At 64.8% G+C, this 17916-nt stretch carries 5 protein-coding genes and 1 pseudogene; 4 read left to right on the top strand and 2 right to left on the bottom strand.

The window, feature by feature from the left end; all coding sequences use genetic code 11:
- The first annotated feature begins 47 nt into the window (after positions 1-47).
- From AC3WJW_RS00590 to AC3WJW_RS00575, 4 genes are all read left to right on the top strand, one after another.
- Positions 48-1106: a TauD/TfdA family dioxygenase gene (locus tag AC3WJW_RS00590; protein WP_493724782.1), complete on the top strand. Its 1059-nt coding sequence runs from the start codon at positions 48-50 to the stop codon at positions 1104-1106.
- Positions 1107-1117: 11 nt separating this feature from the next.
- A complete protein-coding gene (locus AC3WJW_RS00585; protein WP_493724781.1) occupies positions 1118-4216 on the top strand; it encodes a non-ribosomal peptide synthetase in 3099 nt (1032 codons plus the stop codon).
- On the top strand, positions 4213-16017 hold the full coding sequence (locus AC3WJW_RS00580) for an amino acid adenylation domain-containing protein (RefSeq protein ID WP_493724780.1): 11805 nt from the start codon (positions 4213-4215) through the stop codon (positions 16015-16017). Before AC3WJW_RS00585 ends, AC3WJW_RS00580 begins: the two co-directional genes overlap by 4 nt.
- A 284-nt stretch (positions 16018-16301) precedes the next feature.
- Positions 16302-17267: an alpha/beta hydrolase gene (locus AC3WJW_RS00575; protein WP_493724779.1), complete on the top strand. Its 966-nt coding sequence runs from the start codon at positions 16302-16304 to the stop codon at positions 17265-17267.
- A 159-nt stretch (positions 17268-17426) separates the two neighbouring features.
- Here AC3WJW_RS00575 and AC3WJW_RS00570 read toward each other — a convergent pair.
- Positions 17427-17591: pseudogene (locus tag AC3WJW_RS00570) on the bottom strand (DUF6124 family protein); the annotation flags it as partial.
- A gap of 221 nt (positions 17592-17812) precedes the next feature.
- Positions 17813-17916 (bottom strand): DUF6124 family protein (locus AC3WJW_RS00565; RefSeq protein WP_493725136.1); only part of this gene is annotated, 104 nt, incomplete at its 5' end.

The raw sequence follows: 17916 nt of genomic DNA, 5'->3' as shown, positions 1-17916 counted from the left end.
GCGACGGCGTCCTTTAGCGCCGCCGTCAACATTTTCTGGAGGGGTTTATGACCGTTTCAACGACCAAGTCCATTCCCAAGATGGGTCGTGGTGCCCGCAAAAGCCTGTCCACCGATCCGACGCGGCTGGTGAGTTTTGCGCCGATGTTCGAAGGCCACAGCATGCCGCTGGTGTGCCGTCCGGCCGTGTCCGGCGTGAACCTGGTGGAATGGGCGAGCCAGAATCGCGCGCTGATCGAAAGCAAGCTGCTGGAACACGCGGTGATCCTGTTCCGTGGCTTCCAGGTGGCCGATATCGGCGAGTTCAACCGCTGCGTCGATGCGATTTCCGGCGGCGCGCTGGAGTACCTGTTCCGCGCCTCGCCACGCACCCAGATCACCGGTCAGTTCAAGATCTACAGCTCCACCGATTACCCGGCGCCGGAGAAAATCTTCCCGCACAACGAGCACTCGTATTCGCCGGTGTTCCCGCGTCACCTGTATTTCTACTGCGACACCCCGTCGGCCACCGGCGGCGAAACACCGTTCGGTGATACCCGGCAGATCCTCGCGCGGATCGACCCGGCGGTGCGCGAAGAATTTGCCCGTAAACGCATCATGTACGTGCGCAACTACGGCGACGGCATGGGCCTGCCGTGGCAGACCGTGTTCCAGAGCGAGGACCGCGCGGAGGTCGAAGCCTACTGCGCCAAGATCGGCATCCAGGCCGAGTGGAAGTCCGGCAACCGCCTGCGCACCCGGCAGAACGGTCCGGCCATCGTGCGCCATCCGCTGACCGGTGAGCGCATCTGGTTCAACCACGGCACCTTCTTCAACGCGCTGACCCTGCCGGACAGCATCCGCGACAACCTGCTGCGTGAATTCGGCCCGCAAGACCTGCCGCAGAACACCTTCTTCGGCGATGGCTCACCGATTCCCGACGAGGTGATTCGCCACCTGCAAGGCATCTACCGCGAGGTGATGGTCGAGTTCGCCTGGGAGAAGGGCGACGTGGTCCTGCTCGACAACATCCTCAGCGTGCATGCGCGCAACGAATTCACCGGCTACAGAAAAATCCTCACGGCCATGGCCATCGCGCAGAAAAGCGCCGACCTGGATCAGGAATAAGGACCCCCGACATGAACACCACCGCCCTCGAACCTTCGGTAGACGTCTTCCAGACTTCGGCCCAGCAGGCCTTTTATTTGCGCGCCCAGGAGCTGGGTGCCCGGCCGCTGTTCGCCGCCCTGACATTGCCGGTCGCCAGGCCGGTGGATGCCCGGGAGTTACGGGCGGCGCTGGAGACACTGGGCCGGCGTCACGAAACCCTGCGCACGGTGTACCGCCGCCTGCCGGGCATGAAGTGGCCGGTGCAGAGCCTGTGCGAGGCGCTGCCACTGACAGTGCTGGGCGACCAGTCTTCGATGGCCGAGGCCTTGAGCCGCAGCCGTGAAGTCTTGGCTGAAGATTCGAATCAAGTGCTGGTGGTGGCACAGGTCGAGGGCGAAGCAGGGCAATCCATCGTCACTCTGCTGACCCCGGCGTGCAGCTTCGACGAGGCCTCGCTGCGGGTGCTGTCGGCTGAACTCGCCAGTCTGTTGCGCGGCGAAACCCTGGTCGAAGACGAGGAGGCGCTGCAATACCTGGACTACAGCGCCTGGCAGCAAGAGCTGCGCGAAGAAGACATCGGCCACCAGGGCGCCGCGTTCTGGCGCAACCTGCAACAGCAGTTCGCCGTAGCCCATCGCTTGCCCTTCGAAAAAGCGCTCGATGTCACCTTGGTGCGTCGTCAGGCCACCTTGATTGACGCCCCTTGGTTGGCTGGCGTGCAACGGGCCGCTGTTGAAGCGGGCGTCGAGTCGGAGCAATTGGCGCTGTTGCTGTGGACCGCGTTCGTTGCACGCATCGGCCAACAGGAGAAACTGCTGATGGGCTGGCAGGTGGACGGTCGCAACGAGCAGACCGCCGCCACCCTCGGCCGTTTCGCCCGGCGTCTGCCGGTGGCCTTCGAGCACCGTAGCCAGCAGACACTGACGCAAGCCTTGGCCACCTTTGCGGCCAGCATTGAGCAGTCGCTGTCCTGGCTCGACTGCCTCAACGAGTTCGAACTGAGCGCCGAAGGCACCGCGCCGCTGCGTTACGGCTTTGTCTATCAAGCCGCCATTGATGCCGACATTGAGGTGGATGACGCCAACCCCGAAGTCCTGCGCCTGCATGTTCAGGGCGAGCAGTTGCAGCTGACGTGTCTCGACGGTGCGCTGCCAGAGTCGATGCTGGCCGAATGGCTGGAGCAGTTTGTCGAGTTCAGCCTTCAATTGCTGGCATCGCCCGAGCTGACCCTGGCTCAGGCGAGTCTGGTCAATGCGGCACAACTGACCCGCCTGATCGAGGGCTTCAACCCGAACGCCACCGGGCAGGCCTTGCCGTGCCGCTTCCTGCAGGAGTTGTTCAGCGAGCAGGCACGCCTGCATCCGCAACGCATCGCCCTGAGTATCAACGGTCAGCGCCTGACCTATGCCGAGCTGGATGCGCGCGCCAACCAGGTGGCCAATACCTTGCGTGCCCAAGGCGTGGCGGCGGATGAAATCGTCGCGGTCTACGGCCAGCGCTCGCTGGAAATCGTCATTGCCTTGTTGGGTACGCTCAAGGCCGGCGCTGCGTACTTGCCGCTGGACCCGAACTACCCGATCGAGCGACTGGCGTTCATGCTCGCCGATACCGGTGCGCGCCAGGTGCTGGCCTGCCAGCCGCTGCCGGACGCATTGCGTCATGAGCGGATAATTTCCCTGATGCCGGAGGCCGACGTCTGGGCCGCCGCGCAAACCGAACCTGCGCCTCAGGGCGACAGCGCGAACCTGGCCTACGTCATCTACACCTCCGGTTCCACCGGCAAACCCAAGGGCGTGATGATCAGCCATGCCAACGCCGTGGCCTCGACCCTGGCGCGCACTGGGTTTTATCGCCAGCCGCTGCGCGCGTTCCTGATGCTCTCATCGTTCTCCTTTGACAGCTCGGTGGCCGGGGTGTTCTGGGCGCTGGGGCAGGGCGCGACCCTGTGCTTGCCGGACGAGGACAGCTACAAGGATCCGGCGCAACTGGCGGCGCTGATCCAGCGCGAAGAGATTTCCCACTACCTGACCTTGCCGTCGTACCACGCACAGATTCTCGAACACCTCGATCAGCAGCCCCTGGCCTGTGTCATCGTTGCCGGTGAAGCCTGCAGCAACGCACTGGTGCAGCGACATCGCGAGGCATTGCCGGGGGTGGCACTGGTCAACGAATACGGCCCGACCGAAGGCACCGTGTGGTGCTCGGCCTGGGAATTGCCGCTCGGCCAGGACGCCGACAGCATTCCGATCGGCCAGCCGATAGCCGGCATGCACATTCACGTGCTCGGCCCGGACCTGCAGCCGGTGGCCGTGGGCGTCGAGGGGGAACTCTACGTCGGTGGTGCCGGCATTGCCCGGGGTTACTTGCAGCGTGCCACGCTGACGGCCGAGCGTTTTGTCCCCGACCTGTTCGCGAACGCGGCGGGCCAACGCCTGTACCGCACCGGTGACCTGGCGCGCTATCGCGCCGATGGCGTGCTGGAGTATCTGGGCCGGGTCGATCATCAGGTGAAAATCCGCGGTTTCCGCATCGAGCTGGGTGAAATCGAAGCGGCCATGCGCAGCGCGCCGGGCATCGAGGACGCCGCCGTCATCGCCCGGGAAACCCCGACCGGCCCGCAACTGCTGGGCTTCGTGGTGTCCCCGGCGGACACCGCCGACATCCGCCTCAACGAATTGCGCAGCCATCTGGCCGAGGCGCTGCCCGAGCACATGCAGCCGGCGCGCTTGCAGGTGCTGGAAGGTTTCCCGCTGATGCCCAACGGCAAGCTCAATCGCCAGGCCCTGCTCGATCTCGATGTGCGCCGCAGTGCCTTCGTCGCGCCGCGCAACGACCTGGAAAAAACCCTGGCGGCGATCTGGGCCGAAGCGCTGCATGTCGAGCGCGTCGGCGTGCACGACAGCTTCTTCGAACTGGGCGGACACTCGCTGCTGGCCACGCGCATCCGCGCGCGGATTCAGGACGAACTGAACCTGGCGATCCCGCTCAAGCTGTTTTTCGACGGCGATACCCTGGAACGCCTGGCGGCGCAGATCGAACAGTTCCGCGAGCAAAGTGAACACCAGGAAAACGATGTAGACGCCCTCGAAGCGTTGTTCGACGAAGTGGATGAGGAACACGCGCAATGAGTGCTGCACCGGACAGAATGATGACCCTGGCCCAGCGTTTCTGCGGCTTGAGCGCGGACGCCCGGCGTGCGTTGCAACAAAAGATGCACGCTCAGGGGCTGACCCTGGAATTGCTGCCGATCCCGCCACGGGACCGAACCATCGACACGCTGCCGGCGTCCTACGCGCAGCAGCGCTTGTGGTTCCTCTGGCAGATGCAGCCCCAGGCCACGGCCTACAACCTGACCGGTGCCTTCCGCCTCAATGGCGAGCTGAACCGCGATGCATTGGCGCAGACCCTGGCGACACTGGTGCAACGTCATGAGGTGTTGCGCACCACGTTCGTTTTCGACGAACAACAAGTGCTGCAGCACATCCACCCGCAGATGGACACCCCGCTGGTCGAGGTCAGTGCCGCCGACGACATCGAACTGCAACGCCAGATCGCCCTCAACGCCGAGCAGCCGTTCGACCTGCAGCACGGCCCGTTGATGCGCTGCCGCTTGATCCGCCTCGATGCCCGGCAACATGTGCTGGTGCTGACCTTGCACCACATCGTCACCGATGGCGGCTCGCTGCCGATCCTGTTGCAGGAATTCACCCAACTCTATGGACAACTCAGTGCAGGGCAGGCCGCGCAGCTAGCGGAGCCTGGCATTCAATACGCCGACTTCGCCCGCTGGCAGCGCCTGTGGCTGGAGGCCGGCGAGGCCGAGCGCCAGCTCGATTACTGGCGCGAACAGCTGGGCAATGAACACCCGCCACTGAACCTGCCGACCGACCGTCGTCGCCCGGCGATCCCGAGCCAGCAGGGCGCCAGCGTCGAGCTGAAAATTCCCGCTGCGTTGACCGCTCAACTGCGCGAGCTGGCCCGCCGCGAAGGCTGCACCCTGTTCATGCTGCTGATGGCTGCGTTGCAGACGCTGTTGCATCGCTACAGCGGCGAGCAGGACATTCGCGTCGGTGTGCCAATTGCCAACCGTACCCGCCAGGACGTGGAAAACCTGCTGGGCTTTTTCGTCAACACCCAGGTGCTGCGCAGCCAGCCCCGGGCCGACCAGCCGTTCGTGCAATTGCTGGCCGAGGTCAAGGCCGCAGCGCTCGGCGCACAGGCCCATCAGGACCTGCCGTTCGAGCAACTGGTCGATGGCCTGGGCGTGGAGCGCAGCCTGAGCCACACGCCGCTGTTCCAGGTGATGTTCAACCACCAGCGCGACAGTGGCGACCCGCAACGCTGGGACTTGCCGGGCCTGAGTGTCGAACCGCTGATCTGGGACGAGAAGACCACCAAGTTCGACCTGATGCTCGACACCGTCGAAAGCGACGAGGGCATCCACGCGTCGTTCGTCTACGCCACCGAACTGTTCGACGCCGCGACCATCAAGCGTCTCGGCCGCCACTGGCTGAACCTGTTGCAGGCCATCTGCAGCGACCCAGGTGTGGCCTTGGCCGACCTGAGCATGCTCGACGCTGCCGAACAGCAGGCCACCTTGCTGGACTGGAATCGCAGCGCTGAAATCAACGCGCCAGAAGCCGCGAATGCCCTGTGTGCCCATCAACTGATCGAGGCCCGGGCCGCCGCGCATCCGCACAACATTGCCGTGACCTGCGAGGGCATCACCCTCACTTACGCCGAACTGAACAGCCGCGCCAACCGCATCGCCCATCGTCTGCGCGAACGCGGGGTCGGCCCGGACGTGTTGGTGGGCATCGCCCTGGAGCGCTCGCTGGAGATGATCGTCAGCCTGCTGGCGATCCTCAAGGCCGGTGGCGCCTATGTGCCGCTGGACCCGGATTACCCGCAGGATCGCCTGGCCTACATGCTCGCCGACAGCGGCACACGCCTGTTGCTGACTGACTCGGCCCTGATGCCGCGCCTGCCGTTGAACGAAGGCATTGAAGTGATCTGCCTCGATCACGCCAGCGACTGGCTCGATGAGGCCAGCGCCGACAACCTGCCGAACCTGACCAGCCCGCAGAACCTGGCCTACGTCATCTACACCTCCGGCTCCACCGGAAAACCCAAAGGCACGCTGCTGCCCCACAGCAACCTGACCCGCCTGTTCAGCGCCACCGGGCACTGGTTCGGTTTCAATGCGGACGACGTCTGGAGCCTGTTCCATTCCTATGCCTTCGACTTTTCCGTGTGGGAAATCTTTGGCGCGCTGTTCTACGGCGGCAAGCTGGTGGTGGTGCCGCACGCGGTCAGCCGCTCCCCGGAAGATTTCGCCCGCTTGCTCAGTGATGAAGGTGTCACGGTACTCAACCAGACCCCCTCGGCCTTCCGCCAGTTGATGCCGTTCGCCTGCGCCAACGCGCCAGGCATGGCCCTGCGTTACGTGGTGTTCGGTGGCGAGGCGCTGGACGTGGCCAGCCTGCGGCCCTGGTACGACGCCTTCGACGACCGGCAGCCATTGCTGATCAACATGTACGGCATCACCGAAACCACGGTGCACGTGACCTACCGCCCGCTGTCCCGCGCCGACCTCGATGGCGCCAACAGCTCGCCGCTGGGCGAGCCGATCGCCGACCTGCGCTGGTACGTGCTCGACCCGCGCCTGAACCCGGTGGCCAAGGGCTGCGTCGGTGAGCTGTACGTCGGCGGTGCCGGTCTGGCCCGGGGTTATCACCAGCGTGCCGACCTGACCGCCACGCGCTTTGTGCCGGACCTGTTCGCCGCTGAGCCGGGCGCACGCCTGTATCGCACCGGCGACCTGGCGCGCTACTGCGCCGATGGCAGCATCGAGTACGCCGGGCGTATCGACCATCAAGTCAAGATCCGTGGCTTTCGCATCGAACTGGGGGAAATCCAGGACCGCCTGCAAAGCCACCCGGCCATCGAGCAGGCGCTGGTCCTGGCGCCGCAGGTCAACGGCAGCCAGCAACTGGTGGCGTGGTTCACCGCGACCAGCGACGACAAGGATTTGCGCCAGTCCCTGCGCGAGCATTTGCAGGGCGGTCTGCCGGACTACATGGTGCCGGTGCACCTGATCAGACTCGAGCACTGGCCGCTGACCAGCAACGGCAAGCTGGATCGCAACGCACTGCCCAAGCCTGATGCGGCGCTGGCGCAGCACGCTTACACGGCGCCGATGGATGAGCTGCAGACCGAGCTGGCGGCGATCTGGCAAGACGTGCTCAAGCTCGAGCGTGTAGGCATCGATGACAACTTCTTCGAGCTGGGCGGCGACTCGATCATCTCGATCCAGGTGGTCAGCCGCGCGCGTCAGGCCGGGATTCGCATCACCCCGCGCGACCTGTTCCAGCACCAGACCGTGCAGAGCCTGGCGAAGGTCGCCGTGCGCAGCGCCGGGCTGGTCATCGATCAGGGGCCGGTGCGCGGTGACCTGTTGCTGACACCGATCCAGCACTGGTTCTTCGAACAAACCATCGAGTCCCGTCATCACTGGAACCAGTCGGTATTGCTGGAACTGCGCGAGCCGCTGGACAGCGGCTGCCTGCAACAGGCGCTGGCGGCATTGCTGGAGCATCACGACGCATTGCGCCTGCGTTTGCATCAGGTCGATGGTGTCTGGCAACAGGCGCAAGCCGAGCAATGGAGCAGCGCCGATGTGCTGTGGCAGCGCCAAGCCGCCGACGCCGAGGAACTGCTTGAACTGTGCAACGCCGCACAGGCGAGCCTGAATTTGCAGGACGGCCCGCTGCTGCGTGCCTTGCTGGTGGACATGGGCACGGCAGGCCAGCGTCTGTTGCTGGTGGTGCATCACTTGGCGGTGGACGGCGTTTCCTGGCGTCTGCTGCTCGAAGACCTGCAAGCCGCTTACGCTCAGGCACGTCAGGCCGAGCCGCTGCGCCTGCCGGCCAAGACCAGCGCCTATCAGGCCTGGGCCGCACGTTTGCAACGCCATGCGCAAAGCCCGGCGCTGGCGCAGCAAGCCGCTTACTGGCAAGCCCAATACCACGACGTCGCGGTGCAACTGCCGGCGGACAACCCGCAAGGCAGCCTCGCCAGCCGGCACGCCGTCAGCGTGGAAACCGTGCTCGACAGCACCTTGACCCGCCAACTGCTGCAAGACGCCCCCGCGGCTTACCGCACCCAGGTCAACGACCTGTTGCTGACGGCACTGGCGCGGGTACTGGGGCAATGGACCGGTCAATCGTCGACCCTGGTCAAGCTGGAAGGCCACGGCCGTGAAGACCTGTTCGACGACATCGACCTGACCCGCACCCTGGGCTGGTTCACCTCGATTTTCCCGGTCAAGCTCACCCCGGCCGACGACCTGGCCGCGAGCATCAAGGCGGTCAAGGAACAGCTGCGCGCCGTGCCCGACAAAGGCATCGGCTTCGGCATCCTGCGCTATCTGGCCGACGTTGGCCTTGAGGATCTGCCGTCACCCCAGGTCACCTTCAACTACATGGGCCAGTTCGACGCCAGCTTCGACGAGCAGGCGCCGTGGCGTCCGGCGAAGGAAAGCGGTGGCGCCGAGCAGGGCGCCTCGGCCGAGCTGGACCGGGGCCTGAGCATCAATGGCCAAGTCTACGCTGGCCAACTGCGCTTGAGCTGGACCTTCAGTAGCGACCTGTTCAATGCGCAAACCGTACAGCACCTGGCCGATGCCTATGCCATGGAGTTGCAACGGCTGATCGAACATTGCCTGAGTGGCGCCGGTGGCTTGACCCCGAGCGACGTACCGCTGGTGCGCGTCGATCAGGCGCAACTCGATGCCTTGCCGCTGGCGGCCAGCCGCATCGAAGACATCCTGCCGCTGTCGCCGCTGCAGCAAGGCATGCTGTTCCACAGCCTGTTCGCCCCGGATGCCGGTGCCTACGTGCCGCAGATGCGCGTGGATGTGCAGGGGCTGGACGTCGAGGCGTTCCGCAACGCCTGGCAGCAGACGCTGGCGCGCCATGAAGTGCTGCGCGCGGCATTCTTCAGCGAAAGCAATGGCTCGCGACCGCTGCAAGTGATCCTGGCCGACGCCACGCTGCCGATGAGCCTGCTCGACTGGCGCGACCGGCCTGATCTGCTGCAAGCGCTGGAGCGACTGGCCGAGGACGATCGCCTGCGCGGTTTCGACCTGACGGTTGCACCGCTGCTGCGCCTGACCCTGGTGCAGACCGCCCATGACAGCCATCACCTGATCTTCACCAACCACCACATCCTGCTGGACGGCTGGAGCACCTCGCAGTTGTTCGGCGAAGTGCTGCAACGCTACTGCGGCGTCATGCCGGCGCCGGGTGTTGGCCGTTATCGCGACTACATGAGCTGGCTGGGTACTCGCGACCGTGCCGCGTGCGAGGCGTTCTGGCTGGAGCAATTGCAGGCGTTCACCGAGCCAACGCGACTGGCCGGTGCCTTGCCGGGTCCGGTTGCAGGGCCGAGCAGCGGTCATCGCACCCTGCACCTGAGCCTGGACCGCGCGGCCACCGAGCGCCTGAGCGGTTTCGCCCGCCAGGCCCGCGTCACGCCCAACACCCTGCTGCAAGCCGCATGGCTGTTGATATTGCAGCGCTACACCGGCCAGTCGACGGTCGCGTTCGGCGCCACGGTGTCGGGGCGTCCGAGTGAACTGCAGGGCATCGAGCAGCAGATCGGGTTGTTCATCAACACCTTGCCGGTGATCGCCACGCCGCACCCGGAGCGCACGGTCAGCCAATGGATCGATGAAGTCCAGGCGCTCAACCTCAGGTTGCGCGAAGTCGAGTACACGCCGCTGGCGGACGTGCAGCGCTGGGCCGGTCACTCCGGCGAGGCGCTGTTCGACACCCTGCTGGTGTTCGAAAACTACCCGGTGGCGCAAGCGTTGGAGGAGGGCAACAGCAGCGCGCTGAAGTTCTCCGACATCAGCAACCACGACCAGACCAGTTTCCCGCTGGCCATTGCCGCCGAGCTGGGCGAATGCCTGGACCTGCGTTTCAATTACGACACGGCGCTGTTCAGTGCCGAAGCCATCGAAGGTTTGAGTTCGCGGCTGGTGGCGTTGCTTGATGCCATGGTCTGCGCGCCGCAGCAGCCCTTGGGGCGCTTGAGCCTGCTCGATGCCGTGCAAACCGCTCGGCAGGTCGAAGGCTTCAACCGCACCGCACTGACCTGGGCGGATGTGCGCCCGGTCTACCAGTGCTTCGAAGCCCAGGTGCTGCAAACCCCGGAGGCCCCGGCCCTGGTGTTTGCCGGCCAGACCCTCAGCTATCGCGAACTCAATCAACAGGCCAACCAACTGGCGCACCACCTGCGCAGCCAGGGCGTCGGCGCCGAAGTGTTGGTGGGCATTGCTGCCGAGCGCTCGCTGGAACTGGTGATCGGCTTGCTGGCGATCATGAAGGCCGGTGGTGCCTACGTGCCGCTGGACCCGGACTACCCGCGTGAACGCCTGGAACACATGTTCGACGACAGTGGCGTGCACCTGCTGCTGACCCAGCGGCATTTGCTTGAGCAGTTGCCGATTCCGGCCGCCACCACGGCGATCTGCCTGGACGACATGGCGCCGCTGCTCGAAGGACTGAGCGAGGAAAACCTGCCCTGCGTGGTCGAGCTGCAATCGCTGGCCTACATGATCTACACCTCCGGCTCCACCGGCAAACCCAAGGGCGCGGCCAACCGTCACGATGCCTTGTACAACCGCCTGGCGTGGATGCAGGGCGCCTATCCGCTGGACGGGCGCGACACCGTCTTGCAGAAAACCCCGTTCAGTTTCGACGTGTCGGTCTGGGAGTTCTTCTGGCCGCTGATGACCGGCGCGCGGCTGGCCGTGGCCGAACCGGGTGCTCATCGTGATCCGGCGCAACTGGTCAGCCTGATCGAGCAGTACCGGGTCAGCACCCTGCATTTCGTGCCGTCGATGTTGCAGGCGTTTGTCCAGGGTGAAGGCTTCGAGCGTTGCGCCAGCCTGCGGCAGATCATGTGCAGCGGCGAAGCCTTGTCGGCAGACTTGCAGCACAGCCTGTTCCGCGTCCTGCCGGACGTCGGCCTGTACAACCTGTACGGCCCCACCGAAGCGGCGATCGACGTGACCCACTGGACCTGTGTCGATGACGGTGGATTCAGCGTGCCGATCGGTTCTCCGATTGCCAATCTGGTGACCTACATCCTCGACGACAGCCTGCAACCGCAGGTGCAGGGTTGTGTGGGCGAGCTGTACCTGGGCGGCATCGGCCTGGCCCGTGGTTACCACAACCGTGCGGACCTGACCGCCGAGCGCTTCGTCGCCAGCCCGTTCGGTGAGCAGGGCGAGCGCCTGTACCGCACCGGCGATCTGGCGCGTTATCGCGAGGACGGCGTGATCGAATACGTCGGCCGCATCGACCATCAAGTGAAGATCCGCGGCTTGCGCATCGAGCTGGGGGAAATCGAAGCCTGCCTGCTGGAGCATCCACAGGTGCGCGAAGCCGTGGTGATCGCCCTCGATGTCGGCAAGTCCAAGCAATTGGTGGCTTACGTCGTCGGTGATGCCGACCTTGAGCCACTCAAGCAACACCTGCGCAAGGCGCTGCCCGAGCATATGCAGCCGAGCCACGTGTTGTTGCTCGATCAGTTGCCGGTGACACCCAACGGTAAGCTCGACCGCCGCGCATTGCCGCAGCCAGACCAGCAAGTGCGCGAATACGTTGCGCCGCGCAGTACCGTGGAAGTGACGCTGCAAGCCGTGTGGCAGGCGTTGTTCGAAGTGCCGCAGATTGGCATGCACGACAACTTCTTCGAGCTGGGCGGCGATTCCATCGTCTCGATCCAGGCCGTCAGCCGCGCACGCAAGGCCGGCTTGAGCATTTCGCCCAAGGATGTGTTCAGCCATCCGACCCTCGCCGAACTAGCCACGGTCGCCCAACCGGTCGCGGCGGATCAAGCCGTGCCGACTGTGGTTGCCGCCGCGAAAATCGAACTGAGTGAAGCGCAGTATCAGGCGCTGGAACTGACAGCGGACGAAGTCGAAGACGTTTATCCGCTGTCGCCGATGCAGCAAGGCATGCTGTTCCACTCGGTGCAGGACGGCGATTCGGGGCTGTACGTCAACCAGATCGAAGTGGGCGTGCGCGGTGTTGACGGTGCGCGTTTCCGCGAAGCCTGGGCCGATGCCGCCCAACGTCACGGAATTCTGCGCACTGCATTCCTCTGGGAAGGCGACAAGGAGCCGCTGCAAGTGGTGCGGCGCGATGCGCCTGCGCTGCTGACCGAGCTGGACTGGCGCGGGCTGGATGATCAGCCTGAACGCGTCCGCCAACTGGCCCTGGAGGAGCGCGAGCGCGGATTCTCGCTCAACCGCGCCCCCTTGTTGCGCCTGTTGCTGGTGCGTCTGGAAGACGACCGCTATCGCCTGATCTGGACGTACCACCACATCCTCATGGACGGCTGGAGCGTGTCGCGACTGATCGGTGAAGTGCTGCGCCATTACAGCGGCGATGAGCACGAGCCGGTGGCCGCCTATCGCGACTACATCGACTGGCTCGGCCAGCAAGTCGCCGAGGCCAGCGAGGCCTTCTGGAAGGGCAAACTTGCCAACCTCGAAGGCGCCACGCACCTGGCCCGCGCCTTGCCGGTCAAGGCGCCGCAAGCGGGTTACCACGCGATCTATACGCACCTGAGTGCCGGGCAGACTGCGCGTTTGCAGGCCTTTGCCCAGCAACAGCAGGTGACGCTCAACACCCTGGTGCAAGCCGCGTGGTTGCTGCTGTTGCAGCGCTACACCGGCCAGCGCACGGTGACGTTCGGCGCCACCGTGTCCGGGCGTCCGGAAACCCTCAACGGCTCCGAGAACATGCTCGGGCTGTTCATCAACACCTTGCCGGTGGTCAACAGCGTGCCGACCGAGGCCCGCGTCGGTGACTGGCTGCGCGAGATCCAGGCCTACAACCTCGACATCCGCGACTTCCAGCAAACCCCGCTGAGCGATATCCAGCGCTGGGCCGGGCAGGGCGGGCAGTCGTTGTTCGACAGCATCATCGTCTTCGAAAACCAGCCGGTGGACCGCACCCTGCGCGAATGGAACGGCGACTCGCTGCGCTTCGAAGACGTGTCCGACTTCGGCCTGACCAGCTTCGCCATGGACCTGATGGTCAGCCTCGACGAGGGGCTGCGCATCGAGTACATGCACCAGCGCGACCAGTTCGATCTGGCGACCGTCGAAGTCCTGCGCGGCCACATGGAAAGCCTGATGCAGCGCCTGTGCGACGACGCCGGGCGTGCCGTCGGCGAGCTGGGCCTGCTGACCCTGGACGAAGGCCGGGCGCTGGACGGCGAACGGCCGGTGGTGGCGGACGGTGACGAGACACCGGTGCACGAGCTGATCCGTCAGCGTGCGCGACTGCAGCCGGATCACACGGCGCTGGTGCTCAGCTATGCCGAGCGTGACGCCGAGCACCTGAGCTACGCCGAACTGGACCGGCGCTCCGATGCCTTGGCGGTGCATCTGCTGGAACAAGGCGTGCAGGCCGAAGACGTGATCGGCGTGTTCATGGAGCGTTCGCTGGAACTGGTGGTGTCGCTGCTGGCGGTGATGAAGTGTGGCGCCGCCTACGTGCCGCTGGACCCGCAATACCCCCAGGAACGCCTGCGCTACATGATGGCCGACAGCGACATGCGCCTGCTGCTGACCCAGGAACGGCTGCGCGACACTGCGCAGTTGAATCCGGGCACGGCGATGGTCGCGGTGGACCGATTGAGCCTCGACGTCGAGGTGCCGGCACCGCAACCTGCTGTGCACGCCGAGCAACTGGCCTACCTGATCTACACCTCCGGTTCGACCGGCAAACCGAAGAGCGTCGCCGTCGCCCACGGCCCCCTGAGCATGCACGTACAGGCCATCGCCGAGCTGTACGAAATGGATCCGGGCAATCTTGAACTGCACTTCATGTCGTTCGCCTTCGATGGCGCCCATGAACGCTGGATCACCGCGCTGGTCAGCGGCTCGACCCTGGTGATCCGCGACAACACTTTGTGGACCGCCGAGCAGACCCTGGCCGTGCTGCACCGCCAGCGCATCAGCGTCGCCTGCTTCCCCCCGGCGTACCTGCTGCAACTGGCCGAGCACGCCGAATTGCAGGGCGGTGATCCGCCGCCGGTGCGCATCTACTGCTTCGGTGGCGATGCGGTGCCGGACGCCACGTTCGAGCGGGTCAAGCACACACTCAAGCCGCAATACCTGGTCAACGGCTACGGCCCGACGGAAACCGTGGTCACGCCGCTGCTGTGGAAGATCGCCGCCGACGGCCATTGCCAGGCGATGTACGCGCCGATTGGCCAACGCGTCGGCAGCCGCAGCCTGCACGTGCTGGACATGGACCTCAACCCGCTGCCGATAGGCATGGTCGGTGAGCTGTACATCGGCGGACGGGGTGTCGCGCGCGGCTACCATCGTCATCCGTGGCAGAGCGCCGAGCGCTTCGTCGCCGATCCGTTCAGCCCTGAAGGCGGGCGTTTGTACCGCACCGGTGACCTGGTGCGCCGTCGCGAAGATGGCGTGTTCGACTACGTCGGGCGCATCGACCATCAGGTCAAGGTGCGCGGCTTCCGCATCGAACTGGGCGAAATCGAAGCCCGCTTGCGCGAGCAGGCCGGGGTCAACGATGCACTGGTGGTCGTGCGGGACAACGGCCAGGGGCCGCAATTGGTGGGCTATGTGGTGGCGGCACAAGACGATGGCCTCGGCCCGCGTTGCCAGGCGGCATTGCGCGAAAGCCTGCCCGACTACATGGTGCCGACGCAGGTCGTGGTGCTGCCGCGCTTCCCGCTGACGCCCAACGGCAAGCTCGACCGCAAGGCCCTGCCGGATCCGGCCTTCACCGGCCGCGACTACGTGGCCCCGCGCACGCCGCTGGAATGGGCGCTGGCGGACATCTGGCAACAGGTGCTGGGCATCGAGAAGGTCGGTATCACCGACAACTTCTTCGAACTGGGCGGCGATTCGCTGCGCACCCTCAAGGTGATCTCGAAAGTGCGTGCGCTGAACGAGCCGGATTTCCAGATCAAGCTGCGCGACATGATGGCCAAACCGACGATTGCCGGGTTGTCCGGTGTCGATGAGCAACCCGTGCGCCAGAGCCCGCAACCGCTGTTGCTGCTCAATCAGCTGGTGGCGGATCAGCCGGCATTGTTCTGCCTGCACGCCGGTTTCGGCACGGTGTTCGATTACGAGCCGTTGGCCCGGCGCCTGGACGGTGAGCGCACGGTGTACGGCGTGCAATGCCGGATGCTGCTCGACCGACAGTGGCAGGACATTTCGCTTTCACAGATGGCCGCCGACTACGTCGAGGCGATCCGCGCCAGACAACCCCTGGGGCCGTACCACGTGCTGGGCTGGTCGCTGGGCGGGGCGTTGGCGTTGCTGGTGAGTGAGCTGTTCGAACAACAGGGCCAGCGCGTGGCATTCGTCGGCCTGGTGGACAGCTTTGTTCCGACCCAGGCCAATGCCGTTGCCAGTGCGGATGAGTGGCGTGTGGATCTGGCCGAGTTCCTCGGTGCAACCTTGGGCATGGATGGCGAGGTGATCGCCCGGGCGTTGAGTACCGAGTCGGCGGGGGATCACGATGACGTGGCGCGGATCATTCGCGCGGTGATCGATAGCCAAAGCGATCAGGCCAGCGGTTATGCGCTGCTTGGTGTCGATGAACTGGCCCAGACGTTCACGGTCAGCACACGCTTGAAGGCGCTGTCGCGGCAGGTCGACACCCTGCCGATTCCGCAAGCCGGGCTGCATTGCTGGTGGGCCGACGGCAACCCGACGGCCGAACGCGCCACGCTCGAACGCCAGCAACCCCGGTTGCGCGAGGTGCAAACGGTGACGGCCGGGCACTTCGATATCCTGCAGCAGGATGAGTGCCTGGATGCGGTGGTGGCGCTGCTTGGCCGGGAGGTGGTGCCGCAGGTCTAAGCCGATAATTTGTGGCTAGGGGGCTTCCCTGTGGTAGGGGGACTTGCCTGTGGCGAGGGAGCTTGCTCCCGCTCGGCTGCGAAGCAGTCGCAAACCCGAACAACGCGGTATGTCTGGCTAACCGCGATCACAGGTTTTGGGGCCGCTTCGCGACCCCGCGGGAGCAAGCTCCCTCGCCACAGGTTTTTCGTTCGGCTTGGCAGGGTCTTCATTGAGCCCTAATGAACGACCCTCCCGGTTCGTTTACCAGGGCAAGCCTGTTTATTTTTTGGAGACTACCGCCCATGGCACTGCACCCGGACATCGAAGGTTTTCTGGAGCTGGCCGAGTTCGGCCGCCTCAGCGGCAAAAGCCAACCCATGCATGAGCTGACGCCTGGCGAAGCCCGACAACAATTCGAACAGACATCGCAGTTGCTCGATGCCACCCCGACGGACGCGTTGACGGTGACGACGGTCAGCCTTCCAGCGCGGGACGGGCATGTGCTCAATGCGCGGCTGTACGCCAAGCCGCAACCGCACAACGAGCCGCGCCCGGTGCTGTTGTACTTCCATGGCGGCGGCTACGTGGTGGGCAGCCTCGATTCCCACGATACCCTGTGCCGGCGTCTGGCGCTGGCAGGGGAATTTGCCGTGTTGTCGGCGGACTATCGGCTGGCGCCGGAACACCGTTTCCCCACCGCTTACAACGATGCCGAAGACGTGACGCGCTGGCTGGCTATTACCGGTGCTCAAGCCTTGGGACTGGACGCGAGGCGCATAGCGCTGGCAGGGGACAGCGTCGGCGGCAGCCTGGTGGCATCGTTGTGCATCGCCATGGCCCAGGATCCACAGGGATGGCCGCTCGTGCCGCGCCTGCAAGTGTTGCTCTACCCGGTGATCGACGCGGTAAAAAAACGCCCGTCCCTGGCGCGATTCGCCGAAGGCTATCTGCTCGAAGCCACCACGCTGGAATGGTTCTACCAGCAATACCAACGCAGCGAAGCGGATCGTGCCGACTGGCGTTTTTCACCGCTGTACGCGGAGCGCGTGGAAAGCCTGACGCCGACGGTGCTGTGGCTGGCCGAGTACGATCCATTGCTCGATGAAGGCCTGGCCTGGGCCGAGAAACTGCGGGCCGCAGGGCAACCCCTGGTGCTGGAGGTGAAGGCCGGCATGACCCACGACTTTGCGCGCATGGGCGAGATGGTCCAGGAAGTGCCGGGGATGCTGGTGCAACTGGCGGCGCAGATCAGCGAAAGTCTGGTCTGATTTGTGGGAATTGCCCTGAGGTCGATCAGTCAAGCACAACCCCTGTGGGAGCGAGCTTGCTCGCGATAGCGGTCGTACATTCAACATCAATGTGTCTGACCCAACGCCATCGCGAGCAAGCTCGCTCCCACAGGTCTATCGGTGATCTGGATATTGTGGTCAGGGCGGATCAAGCCGATCCAGCGCCCGATTCACCGCCAGTTCCCCCAGCATGATCACCTGCGCAATCCCCAACAGCGCATGGCGACTTGTCCCCTGCAAATGATCCACCAGATCGTTGGCCATGACATTGGCTGACGCCAGCGACTCACGCGCATGAGCGAGATGGTCCAGGAAGTGCCGGGGATGCTGGTGCAGCTGGCGGCGCAGATCAGCGAGAGCCTGGTCTGATTTGTGGGAATTGCCCTGAGGTCGATCAGTTAAGCACAACCCCTGTGGGAGCGAGCTCGCTCGCGATAGCGGTCGTACATTCAACATCTATGTGTCTGACCCAACGCCATCGCGAGCAAGCTCCCACAGGGCTATCGGTGATCTGGATATTGTGGTCAGGGCGGATCAAGCCGATCCAGTGCCCGATTCACCGCCAGTTCCCCCAGCATGATCACCTGCGCAATCCCCAACAGCGCATGGCGACTTGTCCCCTGCAAAT

The organism is Pseudomonas sp. GW821-FHT07G06 (genome assembly GCF_058986625.1).
Note: the sequence above shows the minus strand (reverse complement) of the source record. Positions and strands in the feature narration are given on the sequence as shown.